Genomic DNA, 12238 nt, shown 5'->3' with positions numbered 1-12238 from the left:
GGGTGGTGACCTCCGTCGCGTTCCCGGTCTTCGGCTGACGCCTACCTCGATCACCGGTACAGTCCCAGCCAGGTACGGAGCGTGACGCATCGGGGAGGGTGCAGGTGCCGGACAACGAGGAGTGGGCGTTCGAGGCGGAAATCGACCTCTGGGACGACGGCGAAACCTCAGCTCAATCGCAGGAAGACGAACCGGAGCCGAGCGGGCCCACGGGTCGCGACCCGGATCGGATCGTGACGGTCGCCGTCTCTGCCGAGGGCGCAATCCTGCAGGTCGAGCTCGCCACGGACTGGAAGAGCAAGGTCGACCCCCGCGCGCTGGACATGAGCGTGCTGACCGCCGCCAACGCGGCAACCATCGATGCCATGCTGCGGCAGGCCCGGGACGTTCAGGAGAACCCACCCGCACCACTCCGATCGGCTGCGGACGAAGCTCCCCTCACTGCCCATGACGTTCTCCGGCTCGGCGATGCCGTCATGGCCGAAGTCGATGAGATCTCGGCTCGCCTGGCCGTCGCCGATCGCCCGGTCGCCGCGACGAGTTCCGGCGGACACGTCTCGGGGACCGCCCAAAGCGGACGCTACGTCAGCTTGGACATCGATCCGACCTGGGCCTCGATAGCGAGGAACGCCGAGGTCGAGGCCGAGCTGACCGAGGTCCTGAAGTCGCTCCACCGCGATTCGGTGCCGAACGGCACGGGCCACCACGTCGGAAAGGCCACGGCCGAGCTCCTGAGCCTGGTCCACGATCCCGACCGGTTGATCCGCCGCGTCCAGGTCCACGGTTCGCCGGCGTCGAAGGAAGGTGTCGAAGACCGATGAGTGACATCGAAGTGGCCTTGGAGGCCTTGCAGTCGGACGCGGCCGTCTGGGACGAAGCGGCCGGCAGCCTGGGCGAGGCGGGGGCAGTGGTCGCGCCACTCGGTCTGACGCCGGCCGATGTCATGAGCTTCGCCGCCGGCCGGGGCTTCGACCACCAGTACGGGCTGACCCTCGCCAAGCTCGAAGACTCCCTTCGGCGGGGCGCCCTCAACTTCCACCGGATATCGGACAGCCTCCACCGGGGCGCCGCGATGTACCGGGTCTCCGAAGAAGAACACCAGCGGAAGCTGCGTCAGGCCGGCGGACGCTGACCACAGGGGGACCAGAACGATGACCAACGACGTGATCGACCAAGCAATCGCCGGGTACGACAAGTTCAGGCAGCTCGTGGAGGACCTGTTCCAGCGAGTCCGGGACACGCTGGATTGGATCCCGGATGCTCTGGCCGAGCTGGTCAAGCCGATCCGAGACGGTCTCGCCTTCATCGGGGACAAGGTCGCCGAATTCGAGCGTGCCCATGAGAAGTTCGAGCGGGACAAAGGCGACCCCGACAAGCTTCGGGCCTATGCCGCCGAGTGGGGTGACAAGTTCACGCAGCGGCTCGACACGGCGGCCGGCGCTCTGGACCCGGCATCCTTGAAAACCACGGTGTACTGGAGCGGTCCCGCGGCCCGGACCTACCAGATCGCTCTTTCCGAACAGCTCAAGAAGATCGATGCCGCCAAGGACCTCGGCAGGCAGATGCGTGACTCGCTCACCAACCTCGCCAATGCCGTCGAGACGTTCTGGCTGACCTACAACTCGATCATCTGGGGTCTGGTCGGGGCGACCGCGGCTGCCATCGTCAGTGCGGCGACCGTCGTCGGGCTGCCTGCAGCGCTCGGCATCCTCAGTGCGGAGATCGCGGCCGGCATCCCCGCGATATTCGCGATCATCAGCGTGATCGACACGACGGTGGACACCATCCAGAACGAGCTGGTGGCGATCCACGACAAAGCCGACGACCTCGGCGAAGGCTGGCAGCAGACCGACACGAGCACCATGTCGCACCCGGGCGATTGGCAGACGGCCGGATGATCGGCCCCGCCCCGGCGTCCAGTATCTGGATCCCGCCGAAACTGGCACACCGGATCCGCCGCGTCGGCACCGTCTCCGGTGCAGTCACCTTGGCCGCCGCCGCACTGGTCGGCGTCGGCATGCCGGTGATCGGCCCTTCGCTGCCCACCGCCACGAGCCCGGTCACCATGCTCACCACCAGCGCCGGTATCTTCCTCGGCCTGTTCCTGGCGGTCTCCGGCGTGACGATGACGATGGCCCGCGGCTGGGTCTCGCTCGGCCGGCACCACACCGGCACGGATTTCATCTTCGACGCCCGCCCGGCGGCGACCGGATCCGTCGTCCTGCTCTCGGCGGCCGCAGCCTCGATCCTCTCCGCACTGTTCTTCTACACGAGCTACACCGCCAACATCACTTGGTCCAGCGGCCCGCACGCGGCGAACGTCCACCCGGTGACGCCGTCGATCGCACTTTTCCTCCTGCTACCCGCGCTCGCGGTCGGCCTGACGTTGGCCAATCTCGTGGTCGGCCTGCCGCTGTTCCGCCCCTCCCAGCGCACCATCCAGCGGTACACCCGCTAGCTCATCGTCACCGAGAAGTCCGTCAGCGTGAACCTCGCCTTACCGCCACCCGTCGAGCAGAACTCGATCCCGTAGCCGATCTGGTTCACCGTCGGGTTGGGCGGGATCAAACCCTTGCCGATCGCGAACGCGATCATCGCCTTCAGGTCCAAGCTGCCCGAGTACTGCGTCGCGCGGGAAACGAACGCCACATATCCGTCGTCGTCCGCCCAGACGTCGTACGTCGATCCTCCCGCCGTGTACGTCTCCAGCTTGTCGCCCGACGGCTGCTGCTTCAGGTTCTCCGTCCACACCATCAGCTCGCTGACGCCGTTGCCGTCGCCCACCCCGTTCAGCCACAGGTCGTACGCCACGTCGTAGATGCCCACACCCGGCCCTCGGCCGGCGAACGTCGTCCGGATCACCGAATAGTCGTTGAACGGTTTCCCATTCTGTTCGTTGATGTCCTTGTGCACATTCGGATAGGTTTTCACCGACGTCGAATCGGGCTGGGTGGATTCGACATACCAGTTGTCGTACGCGCACGCGCGCAGGGTTTCCGGGCCCGCCTCGTCCGCGTTCCACATGTTGTTGTGGACGTAGTAGCCGCCGTCCGACCAGCCGCCGTCGGCCTCGGACGTCGTGAACTCGGGACTGCGGCAGCCACGCACCGGCGTCGTCGACGGCGGGGTCGGAGTTGGTGCCACCGAACGAGAAGACGGCGTCGGAACAGCAGACGACGACCCGCTGGGCGCCGTCGTCGAGGGAGCCGCCGGAGCCGGGATCGACGCCGGAGCCGCGACACCGCCGACCGGGCCGTCACCGCAGCCGGTGACCACCAAGAAGGGAATCGTCAACACCACGGCCAGCATTCTTCGTCGCATTTTCCCGCCCGCAACCCGAATTCGGCAGAACGAGGCGGAACCCTAACACGGAAACCGAAGAATCAGCTGTGATCGTCCATGGGGTCCAGATCGTGCGACGTGATCGGACGGCCCGGGAGCTCCGTGCCCGGCCGCGAACTGAGTCCGTCGATCATGATCCCGACGCACCGGCGGGCCGCCAGCTCCGCCACGTCCGGGGACTTCGCGCGCACCTGCCGCAGCAGCGTCGCGAACAGGATCGCGATGTCGCCGGAGCCGACGTCGAGGCGCAGCTTCCCCTCGGCCTTGGCGCCGTCGACGAAGTCGTCCAGGACGACCAGGATCTCGTCGCGCAGCCGGCGGACCTCCGGGTCGTTCTTCAGGATCACCAGCGCGCGCGGCGACACCATCGCCAGCTGGACGCTCAGCTGCAGCTCCACCGACTGCCGAAGCAGCCGTGAAAGCGCGCTCCACGCCGACGTCTCCTCGGCGGCGATCACGCGCGCGTCGATCAGCACCCGCTCGAAGTTGTCCATCGCGACGGCGCGGACCAGCGCGTCCCGGTCCGGGAACCGCCGGTACAGCGTGCCGACGCCGACGCCGGCCGCGCGGGCGATCTCCTCCATCGGCACCTCGGGACCGGAAACGGCGAAGATGGTCTTCGCGGCGGCCAGGATCTGGTCGCGGTTGCGCCGCGCGTCCGCCCGCAGGGTGGTCTCGGGGTCTGCCGTCATGCCGTTCGCCTCTCGCTGGATCGCGCGGGGTGATTCTCGCATGGTCAAGCGGCCACGCACTCGAACTCAAGTGAGTCACCCGTTAGCTAGTGGACGACTTCCCTCCACTTCGGTACCTTGGACTGCAGAACCGGAATGTAATCCTCCGCATACTGTAAGTCCGTTTTAGGGGGCCCGAAATGACCGAAGTCGCCGATCCCACCACGAAGGACGAAGTCTTCCCGCTGGAGCGCACCTGCCCGTTCGCCCCGCCGGCGGCGTACGGGAAGCTGCGCGAAGCGGGGCCGGTCCAGCGCGTCGAGCTGCAGTCCGGCCAGGAGGCGTGGGCGATCACCCGGCTCGAGGACGTCCGGCAGATGCTCACCGACCCGCGGTTCAGCTCCGACCGGTTCAACCCCGGCTTCCCGTTCCTGACCAAGCAGGGGCGCCCGATCCGGCGGACCAACTTCACCGCGTCGCTGATCAACATGGACCCGCCGCAGCACGGCGCGGCCCGCCGCGAGGTCGTGGGCGAGTTCACGGTCAAGCGGATGAAGGCGCTCCAGCCGCGGATCCAGCAGATCGTCGACGAGCACATCGACGCGATCCTCGCCGGCCCGAAGCCCGCCGACCTGGTCAGCGCGCTCAGCCTGCCGGTGCCGTCGCTGGTCATCTGCGAACTGCTCGGCGTCCCGTACGCCGACCACGACTTCTTCCAGGTCCGCAGCTCGACGCTGCTCAACCGCGACGTCGACCAGGACACCCGGATCAAGGCCGTCGACGAGCTGCAGGAGTACCTCGACCAGCTGGTCGGCAGCAAGGAGACCGAGCCGGCCGATGACCTGCTCAGCCGCCAGATCGCCAAGCAGCGCGAAGAGCACGGCGAAGCCGACCACGACTCGCTCGTGTCGCTGGCGTTCCTGCTGCTCATCGCCGGCCACGAGACGACGGCGAACATGATCTCGCTCGGCACCGTCGCGCTGCTGGAGAACCCGGACCAGCTCGAGCTGATCAAGAACGACCCCGGCAAGACGCTCGACGCCGTCGAGGAGTTGCTGCGGTACTTCACGATTGCGGAGTTCGCGACGTCGCGCGTCGCCACCGAGGACCTCGAGATCGGCGGCCAGCTGATCCGCGAGGGCGAGGGCGTGCTCGGCCTGAGCTACTCCGGCAACCGCGACCCGGAGGCGTTCGACAACCCGGACGAGCTCGACCTGGAGCGCGGCGCGCGCCACCACGTCGCGTTCGGCTTCGGGCCGCACCAGTGCCTCGGCCAGAACCTGGCCCGGATGGAACTGCAGATCGTCTTCGACACGCTCTTCCGCCGCATCCCGGAGCTGAAGCTGGCCGCGCCCGTGGACCAGCTGCCGTTCAAGCACGATTCGTCGATCTTCGGCCTGTACTGCCTGCCCGTGACCTGGTGAAGGGGACGCCATGACGACAGTCGAGAAGCACGAATTCCCGATGACCCGCACGTGCCCGTTCTCGCCGCCGCCGGCGTACGAGGAGATCCGCGAAGGGGATCCGGTCACGAAGGTGGGGCTGCCCGACGGCGGCTGGGCCTGGGTGGTCACCCGGCTCGACGACGTCCGGACCGTGCTGAACGACCGGCGCTTCAGCGCCGACCGGCAGCGCCCGGACTTCCCGCAACTGGTCAAGGGCGGGTTCCGGCGACAGGGCGACGAGCGCACCATGATCACCATGGACGCGCCCGAGCACGGGCCGGCCCGCAAGGCCGTGCTCGGCGAGTTCACCGTGCGCCGGATGGAGGCGCTGCGGCCGCGGATCCAGGAGATCGTGGACGGCCAGATCGACGCGCTGCTGGCCGGGTCGAAGCCCGGTGACCTGGTGGAGGCGCTGTCGCTGCCGGTGCCGTCCCTGGTGATCTGCGAGATGCTCGGCGTGCCGTACGACCAGCACGACTTCTTCCAGACCCACACGGCGAAGCTGATCAAGCGCTCGACGTCGCCGGAGGAGCGGCGGGCGGCGTTCGACACCATCCGCGGCTACATGGAAGAGCTCATCGCGGAGAAGGAGGAGAACCCGCCGGACGACCTGCTCGGCCGGCAGATCGTCAAGCTCCGCGAAGACGGCACCTACCGGCGTGCGTCGCTGGCCGCGACCGGCTTCCTGCTGCTGGTGGCGGGCCACGAGACGACGGCGAACATGATCTCGCTGTCCACCGTGGCGTTCCTCCGCAACCCCGAGCAGCTGGCGGCGATCAAGGCCGACCCGGGCAAGACGCTCGACGCCGTCGAGGAGATGCTGCGCTACTGGACGATCGTCGACGCGGCCACGGCGCGCCTGTGCGTCGAGGACGTCGAGGTCGGCGGGCAGCTGATCCGGGCCGGGGAAGGCGTGCTGGCGCTGGGTTACGCGGCGAACCGCGACCCGCGGGCGTTCGAGAACGCGGACGAGCTGGACATCGAGCGCGGCGCGCGCCACCACGTCGCGTTCGGCTTCGGGCCGCACCAGTGCCTCGGCCAGAACCTGGCCCGGATGGAACTGCAGATCGTCTTCGACACGCTCTTCCGCCGAATCCCGACGCTGGCGCTGGGCGCGGACGTCGACGATCTGGCGTTCAAGGACGACGCGAACATCTACGGCCTGTACCGGCTGCCGGTGACCTGGTAGAGATCGAACTGCCATCCCACCACAGGAGAGAACCATGAAGATCATCGCGGACACCGGCAAGTGCGTCGGCGCCGGGCAGTGCGTGCTGACCGAGCCCGAGCTGTTCGACCAGAGCGAAGACGACGGCACGGTCATCGTCCTGAACGAGACGCCCGAGGGTGCGCTGGTCGAGAAGGCTCGCGAAGCGGTGCACGTCTGCCCCAGCCAGGCCCTCTCGCTGCAGGAGTGAAGTGCCGTTAAGGCCACCTTACGGGCGTCTGACGCCCGTAAGGTGGCCTTAACGGCACTGGACGGATCAGCTGAGGCGCAGCGTCGTTTCCGGGTGGAACGCGTGGGTCTCGCCTTCGCCGCGCAGGCCTACCCGGACGTTGTCGCCCATCCGGGGCGGCGTGCGGCCGTCGACGCGGACGACGAAGCGGTCGTCGCCCACCTTGCCGTGCAGGTACGCGTCGGCACCCAGCTCCTCGACCAGCTCCACCACCAGCTCGAAGCCGCCTTCGGACACCAGTTGCAGCGACTCCGGGCGCACGCCGAAGACCACTTCACGCAGGTCCCCGGCCGCCGACACCACCGACCGCGGCAGCGGCAGGACGACGTCGCCGAGCTTGACGCCGCCTTCGGTCAGGGGCAGCGTCGCCAGGTTCATCGCCGGCGACCCGATGAAGCCCGCCACGAACGAGTTCGTCGGGTTCTCGTACAGCTCCCGCGGCGACGCGCACTGCTGCAGGACGCCGTCCTTGAGCACCGCGACGCGGTCGCCCATCGTCATCGCCTCGACCTGGTCGTGCGTGACGTAGATGGTCGTCGTGCCCAGCCGCTGCTGCAGCTTCGCGATGTTCGCCCGGGTCTCCACCCGCAGCTTCGCGTCCAGGTTGGACAGTGGCTCGTCCATCAGGAACACGCTGGGCTCGCGCACGATCGCCCGGCCCATCGCGACGCGCTGCCGCTGCCCGCCGGACAACGCCTTGGGTTTGCGGTCCAGAAACTTCGAAAGGTCCAGCATCTTGGCCGCCTCGGCCACCTTCGCCGCGACGTCCTCTTTGGACAGTCCGCGCAGCTTCAGCGCGAAGCCCATGTTGTCGGCCACCGTCATGTGCGGGTACAGCGCGTAGGACTGGAACACCATCGCGATGTCGCGGTCCTTCGGCGGCAGGTTCGTGACGTCGCGCTCGCCGATGTGGATGGCGCCCTCGTCGACGTCCTCCAGCCCGGCGAGCATCCGCAGCGCCGTCGACTTGCCCGAGCCCGAGGGCCCGACCAGGACCAGGAACTCGCCGTCCGGCACCGACAGGTCGAACTTGTCGACCGCCCGCACCTCGTGCGCGCCGGGGTAGATCCGCGACGCCTGCTCGTAACTGACAGCTGCCATGACTACTTCACCGCTCCCATCGACAGGCCCCGGACGAGGTGGTTCTGCGCGATCCAGCCGACGATCATCACCGGCAGCGAAGCCAGCAGTGCGGCGGCGGAAAGCTGGGCCCAGTACAGGCCCTCACTGGTGATGAACCCGACGAGGAACACCGGCACGGTGCCGGCGCGCGCCGCCGTCAGGTTGACCGCGTAGAAGAACTCGGTCCAGGAGAAGATGACGCAGATCAGCGCGGTCGCCGCGATCCCGGGCGCGACCACCGGCATGATGATCTTGCGCAGCAACGTCGGGAGATTCGCGCCGTCGATCCGGCCCGCCTCGATCATCTCGTGCGGCACTTCGAGGAAGAACGACCGCATCATCCAGATGGCCAGCGGCAGGTTCATCGACGTGTACAGGATGACCAGCGCCCACACCGTGTCCAGCAGTTCGGTGTTCTGCGAAATGATGTACAGCGGGATGATCGCCGCGACGATCGGCAGCATCTTCGTCGAGAGGAAGAAGCCCAGCGCGTTCGACGTGCCCTTGACCGGCGCCAGCGACAGCGCGTACGCCGCCGGGACGCCGAAGAGCAGGACCAGGATCGTCGAGAGGATCGTGACGAACGCCGAGTTGGAGACGTACGGCAGGAACCCGCCGTTCAGGACGTTCGAGATCTGGTCGAACGTCGGGCTGAACAGCAGCTTCGGCGGGTCGGTGTAGGCGTCCGCTTCCTGCTTGAACGCCGTGAGGATCATCCACAGCAGCGGGAAGACGAACAGGATCGCGATCACCCAGGTCGCCAGGGTCAGCGAGCCCTTGCCGTACTGCTTCTTGCGGGGACGTCCCGCGACGGCCGTGGTCATTTGATCCCTCCGCTCACGGAGAAGGTGCGGAACATCAAGCGCAGGGCGAAGGTCGCGACGATCATCGTCAGGATCACGACGATCACGCCCATCGCCGACGACTGGCCGACGTCGAAGCCTTCGAACGCGCGCTGGTAGATGTAGTACGGCAGGTTCGTGCTGGCCGTGCCCGGCCCGCCCTGGGTCATCAGGAAGATCGCGTCGAAGCTGTTCACGATGTAGATCGCGCCCAGCAGCGTCGCCAGCTGCAGGAACCGGGACAGGTGCGGCAGGGTGATCGAGCCGAACGTGCGCCACCGGCTCGCACCGTCCACGGAGGCCGCTTCCAGCACCTCCTTGGACTGGCTCTGCAGGCCGGCCAGGATGAGCAGCATCATGAACGGCGTCCACTGCCACACGATCTGCGCCATCACCGAGGCCAGCGGGAACTCCGAAAGCCAGTCGGTGTCGGTGCCGAAGACGAAGTGCAGCAACCCGTAGGTCGGGTCGAACACCGTCGTCTTCCACAGCAGCGCGCCCGCCGCGGGCAGGATCAGGAACGGCGTGATCAGCAGCGTGCGGACGACGCCGCGGCCGAAGAACTTGCGGTCCAGCAGGATCGCCAGGCCGAGGCCGAGCAGCAGCGCGACCAGCACGCACACCACGGTCAGCAGCACCGTGTTGAGCAGCGCGACCAGGAACGTCGTGTCACTGAAGACGTCGATGTAGTTGTCCAGGCCGACGAAGTGCCGCGAACCCGGCCGGACCAGGTTCCACGACTGGAACGAGTAGAACACGGTCAGCAGGAACGGCAGCTGCGTCACGGCGATGACGAAGATCAGCGCCGGCAGCAGCGGCAGCCGCCGCTTGGCCGCGGTGCTCAGGCCTTTCTTTTCTTCGGCCTTCGCGTGGGAGTGGGAGGTGGGGGTATCTACCGACAGCGTGGACATCACTGCACCGCCTTGTAGGAGTCGCCCACTGTCTGGGCGTAGTCCTGGGACTGCTTCAGGGCGTCGTCTACCGACTCGCGGCCGGCGATCGCGGCCGACAGCTGCTGGCTCACCCGGGTGCCCAGGTCCTGGAACTCGGGGATGCCGACGAACTGGATGCCGGGGTAGGGCACCGGGTTCGCCATGGCCTTCTGCTGGTTGGCGTCCGCGATGCCGTCCAACGTCGGCTTCGCGTAGGCCTGCGCGGCCTTGGCGTAGTCGGGAATGTCGTAAGTGGACTGACGCACACCCGGCGGGACGCGGTTCCAGCCGTAGGTCGCCCCGACCTTCTGCACGTACGCCTTGTCGGTCATCCAGGCCATGAACTTCCAGGCCGCGTCCTTGTCCTTGGCGACCTTCGGGATGCCGAGCGCCCAGGTGTAGAGCCAGCCGCTGGCCTGCGTCTTGACGACCGGCGCCGGCGCGTACCCGGACTTGCCGACGATCTTGCTGCTCGACGGGTCCTCGTTGGTGCCCGCCATGACCGTCGCGTCGTACCACATCGCCGCGTTGCCCTGCGTGTAGCGCGTGCCGCACTCGGAGAACCCGGCGCTGGAGGCGCCGACCTCGCCGTGGTCGCGGATCAGGTTGACGTAGAAGTTCGCGGCTTCCTTGAACTCCGGCGACGTCAGCTTGGCGTTCCAGTCCTTGTCGAACCACTGGGCGCCGAAGGTGTTGGCCACCGTGGTGAACGGCGCGAGGCTCTCGCCCCAGCCCGGCTTGCCGCGCAGGCAGATGCCCGCGACGCCGTTCGCCTTGTCGTCGAGCTTCGCGGCGTAGTCGGCGATCTGCTGCCACGTCGGCTTGGCCGGCATGGTGATCCCGGCCTTCTCGAAGAGGTCCTTGCGGTAGGCCAGGAACGACGACTCGCCGTAGAACGGCACCGCGTACATCTGGTTCTGGTAAGACAGCGACTGCTTGATGCTGGGGATGAAGTCGCCTTCGTCGTAGCCCGGGGTGGCCGCCATGTGCGGTTCGAGGTTCTCGAGCCAGCCGTTGGCGGCCCACTGCGGGGCCTCGTAGTTGCTGATCATCACGACGTCGAACTCGCCGCCCTCGGTGGCGGTCGACGCGGTGATCTTGGCGCGCGCCTGGTTCTCCGGCAGCGAGACGAACTTCAGGTTGATGCCCGTCGCCTTCTCGAACTCCGGGGCGAGGGAGATCGCGTCCTTCATCTGCGGGTTGGACACGATCGCGATGACGAGGGTCGAGTTACCGGTGCCGATCGAGCCGGCCCCGGCGCACCCGGTGACCAGCAGCGATGTCGCGGCGAAGAGGGTGAGGAGCTTACGCACGGCCGCCTCCCGGGAGTACCTGGACCTTGAGGCCCGAGCCGCTGCGCATCTTGGCGAGCGCCTCGGGGTACTGCTCCAGCGGCAACGTGTCCGTGAGCAGCGAATCGGTGTCGATCGCACCATTTGCGACGAGGTCGAGCGCGGTGCCGAAGCTGTGCAGCACGGCCATCGAGCCGACGATGGTGATTTCGTCGTTGTAGATGCGGAACGGCGAAAGCGCGACGCGGGCTTCGGCCGGGGCGACGCCGAAGACGAGCAGCCGGCCGCCACGGCGGATCGAGTCGAACGCGGCTTCGATGGCGGGGGCGGCGCCGGTGGCGTCGACGGCGACGTCGAACTTCTCGCCGTTCAGGTCCTTCACGTCGGCCGCGGTGGCGACGGCGCCGAGGCTGGTCGCCCGCGGCAGCCGGGCCTCGTTGCGGTCGACGACCGTGACCTGCGCTCCGGAGCGCTGCAGCAGCTGCTGCATGATCAGGCCCATGGTGCCGGCGCCGACCACGAGGAAGCGCTCTCCGGCCTCGACGCCGACGCGGCGCACGCCGTGCACCGCGCAGGAGACGGGCTCGACCAGCGCGCCCTGCTCCCAGGTCATCGAGTCGGGCATGCGGTAGCAGGTGGACGACGGGACGGCGACGTACTCGGCGAAGGCGCCGTTGACGGTGTCGCCGGTGGCGCCCCAGTTCGCGCAGAGGTTGCCGTGGCCGGCGCGGCACGGGCCGCAGTAGCCGCAGAACAGCGACGGGTCGACGGCGACGCGGTCGCCGATCTTCCACTCGCCCGGCACGTCCGCGCCGAGCTCGACGATCTCCCCGGCGAACTCGTGCCCGGGGACGATGGGATACGGCGTGGGCGGGAAGTGCCCGTCGGCGATGTGCAGGTCGGTCCCGCAGATCCCGCACGCTCCGACCTTGACGACGACCTGGCGTTCCCCGGGTTTCGGATCGGGCACCTCGCCGACCCTGATCTCACCGGGCCGGTCGACGATGGCGGCACGCATGCCTAGCCCCTTTCTCGCGCTCATATGAGCGGCGTTGACCTATGGCGTCGAGAACATGTGAAGGCATTACAGGACTGACCTCGGTGTTACGTCAACCTTTCGGGCAGATTTCGGGCT

At 67.8% G+C, this 12238-nt stretch carries 14 protein-coding genes; 7 read left to right on the top strand and 7 right to left on the bottom strand.

Features of this window, described 5'->3' with window-relative positions; genetic code table 11:
• Positions 1–104 precede the first annotated feature (104 nt).
• The 4 genes from QQ657_RS42270 to QQ657_RS42255 are packed head-to-tail and all read left to right on the top strand — an operon-like array spanning position 105 to position 2458.
• Complete coding sequence (locus QQ657_RS42270) at positions 105–821, top strand: hypothetical protein (RefSeq protein WP_284747993.1); 717 nt, start codon at positions 105–107, stop codon at positions 819–821.
• On the top strand, positions 818–1132 hold the full coding sequence (locus tag QQ657_RS42265; protein WP_284747992.1) for a hypothetical protein: 315 nt from the start codon (positions 818–820) through the stop codon (positions 1130–1132). Before QQ657_RS42270 ends, QQ657_RS42265 begins: the two co-directional genes overlap by 4 nt.
• Positions 1133–1151: 19 nt before the next feature.
• Positions 1152–1898, top strand: a complete 747-nt coding sequence (locus QQ657_RS42260) for a hypothetical protein (RefSeq protein ID WP_284747991.1) — start codon at positions 1152–1154, stop codon at positions 1896–1898.
• Positions 1895–2458, top strand: coding sequence for a hypothetical protein (locus tag QQ657_RS42255; protein ID WP_284747990.1), 564 nt, complete (start codon positions 1895–1897; stop codon positions 2456–2458). The genes QQ657_RS42260 and QQ657_RS42255 overlap by 4 nt, the downstream gene beginning before the upstream one ends.
• On the opposite strand, the gene QQ657_RS42250 is transcribed toward QQ657_RS42255, so the two are convergent.
• Both QQ657_RS42250 and QQ657_RS42245 read right to left on the bottom strand, forming a co-directional pair.
• Positions 2455–3297, bottom strand: a complete 843-nt coding sequence (locus tag QQ657_RS42250) for a GH12 family glycosyl hydrolase domain-containing protein (RefSeq protein WP_284747989.1) — start codon at positions 3295–3297, stop codon at positions 2455–2457. The two genes, QQ657_RS42255 and QQ657_RS42250, sit on opposite strands and share 4 nt — an antisense overlap.
• Before the next feature lie 86 nt (positions 3298–3383).
• Positions 3384–4034, bottom strand: coding sequence for a TetR/AcrR family transcriptional regulator (locus QQ657_RS42245; RefSeq protein ID WP_284747988.1), 651 nt, complete (start codon positions 4032–4034; stop codon positions 3384–3386).
• Positions 4035–4213: 179 nt separating this feature from the next.
• Between QQ657_RS42245 and QQ657_RS42240 the strand changes: the two genes are divergently transcribed.
• Genes QQ657_RS42240 through QQ657_RS42230 form a run of 3 tightly spaced genes read left to right on the top strand, consistent with a single transcriptional unit; the run spans position 4214 to position 6876 of the window.
• The gene (locus QQ657_RS42240; protein ID WP_284747987.1) at positions 4214–5437 is read left to right on the top strand and encodes a cytochrome P450; all 1224 of its coding nucleotides are present in this window, start codon (positions 4214–4216) and stop codon (positions 5435–5437) included.
• 10 nt (positions 5438–5447) lie between these two features.
• Positions 5448–6647, top strand: coding sequence for a cytochrome P450 (locus QQ657_RS42235; protein WP_284747986.1), 1200 nt, complete (start codon positions 5448–5450; stop codon positions 6645–6647).
• A gap of 34 nt (positions 6648–6681) precedes the next feature.
• Positions 6682–6876, top strand: coding sequence for a ferredoxin (locus QQ657_RS42230; RefSeq protein WP_284747985.1), 195 nt, complete (start codon positions 6682–6684; stop codon positions 6874–6876).
• A gap of 66 nt (positions 6877–6942) precedes the next feature.
• Here QQ657_RS42230 and QQ657_RS42225 read toward each other — a convergent pair whose 3' ends face one another.
• From QQ657_RS42225 to QQ657_RS42205, 5 genes are read right to left on the bottom strand one after another with little or no spacing between them, the layout of a single operon-like run.
• Positions 6943–8016 (bottom strand): ABC transporter ATP-binding protein, encoded by a 1074-nt coding sequence (locus QQ657_RS42225; protein WP_284747984.1) that lies wholly within the window; start codon positions 8014–8016, stop codon positions 6943–6945.
• A gap of 2 nt (positions 8017–8018) precedes the next feature.
• Positions 8019–8861, bottom strand: coding sequence for a carbohydrate ABC transporter permease (locus QQ657_RS42220; RefSeq protein ID WP_284747983.1), 843 nt, complete (start codon positions 8859–8861; stop codon positions 8019–8021).
• On the bottom strand, positions 8858–9790 hold the full coding sequence (locus QQ657_RS42215; protein WP_284747982.1) for a carbohydrate ABC transporter permease: 933 nt from the start codon (positions 9788–9790) through the stop codon (positions 8858–8860). Before QQ657_RS42215 ends, QQ657_RS42220 begins: the two co-directional genes overlap by 4 nt.
• On the bottom strand, positions 9790–11124 hold the full coding sequence (locus QQ657_RS42210; protein ID WP_284747981.1) for an ABC transporter substrate-binding protein: 1335 nt from the start codon (positions 11122–11124) through the stop codon (positions 9790–9792). The genes QQ657_RS42215 and QQ657_RS42210 overlap by 1 nt, the downstream gene beginning before the upstream one ends.
• Positions 11117–12121 carry a zinc-dependent alcohol dehydrogenase family protein gene (locus QQ657_RS42205; RefSeq protein ID WP_284747980.1) on the bottom strand — a complete coding sequence of 335 codons (1005 nt, stop codon included), beginning with the start codon at positions 12119–12121 and terminating at the stop codon, positions 11117–11119. The genes QQ657_RS42210 and QQ657_RS42205 overlap by 8 nt, the downstream gene beginning before the upstream one ends.
• Between the last annotated feature and the right edge of the window lie 117 nt (positions 12122–12238).

It is taken from the genome of Amycolatopsis ponsaeliensis (genome assembly GCF_030182635.1).
GTDB classification, from domain to species: Bacteria; Actinomycetota; Actinomycetes; order Mycobacteriales; family Pseudonocardiaceae; genus Amycolatopsis; species Amycolatopsis ponsaeliensis.
Note: the sequence above shows the minus strand (reverse complement) of the source record. Positions and strands in the feature narration are given on the sequence as shown.

What these genes read in the sequence shown, in the direction of transcription:
- QQ657_RS42265 (WP_284747992.1), top strand. Translation starts at nt 818, where the DNA reads ATGAGTGACATCGAAGTGGCCTTGGAGGCCTTGCAGTCGGACGCGGCC.
- QQ657_RS42260 (WP_284747991.1), top strand. Translation starts at nt 1,152, where the DNA reads ATGACCAACGACGTGATCGACCAAGCAATCGCCGGGTACGACAAGTTC.
- QQ657_RS42255 (WP_284747990.1), top strand. Translation starts at nt 1,895, where the DNA reads ATGATCGGCCCCGCCCCGGCGTCCAGTATCTGGATCCCGCCGAAACTG.
- QQ657_RS42245 (WP_284747988.1), bottom strand. Translation starts at nt 4,034, where the DNA reads ATGACGGCAGACCCCGAGACCACCCTGCGGGCGGACGCGCGGCGCAAC.
- QQ657_RS42240 (WP_284747987.1), top strand. Translation starts at nt 4,214, where the DNA reads ATGACCGAAGTCGCCGATCCCACCACGAAGGACGAAGTCTTCCCGCTG.
- QQ657_RS42235 (WP_284747986.1), top strand. Translation starts at nt 5,448, where the DNA reads ATGACGACAGTCGAGAAGCACGAATTCCCGATGACCCGCACGTGCCCG.
- QQ657_RS42230 (WP_284747985.1), top strand. Translation starts at nt 6,682, where the DNA reads ATGAAGATCATCGCGGACACCGGCAAGTGCGTCGGCGCCGGGCAGTGC.
- QQ657_RS42225 (WP_284747984.1), bottom strand. Translation starts at nt 8,016, where the DNA reads ATGGCAGCTGTCAGTTACGAGCAGGCGTCGCGGATCTACCCCGGCGCG.
- QQ657_RS42220 (WP_284747983.1), bottom strand. Translation starts at nt 8,861, where the DNA reads ATGACCACGGCCGTCGCGGGACGTCCCCGCAAGAAGCAGTACGGCAAG.
- QQ657_RS42215 (WP_284747982.1), bottom strand. Translation starts at nt 9,790, where the DNA reads ATGTCCACGCTGTCGGTAGATACCCCCACCTCCCACTCCCACGCGAAG.
- QQ657_RS42205 (WP_284747980.1), bottom strand. Translation starts at nt 12,121, where the DNA reads ATGCGTGCCGCCATCGTCGACCGGCCCGGTGAGATCAGGGTCGGCGAG.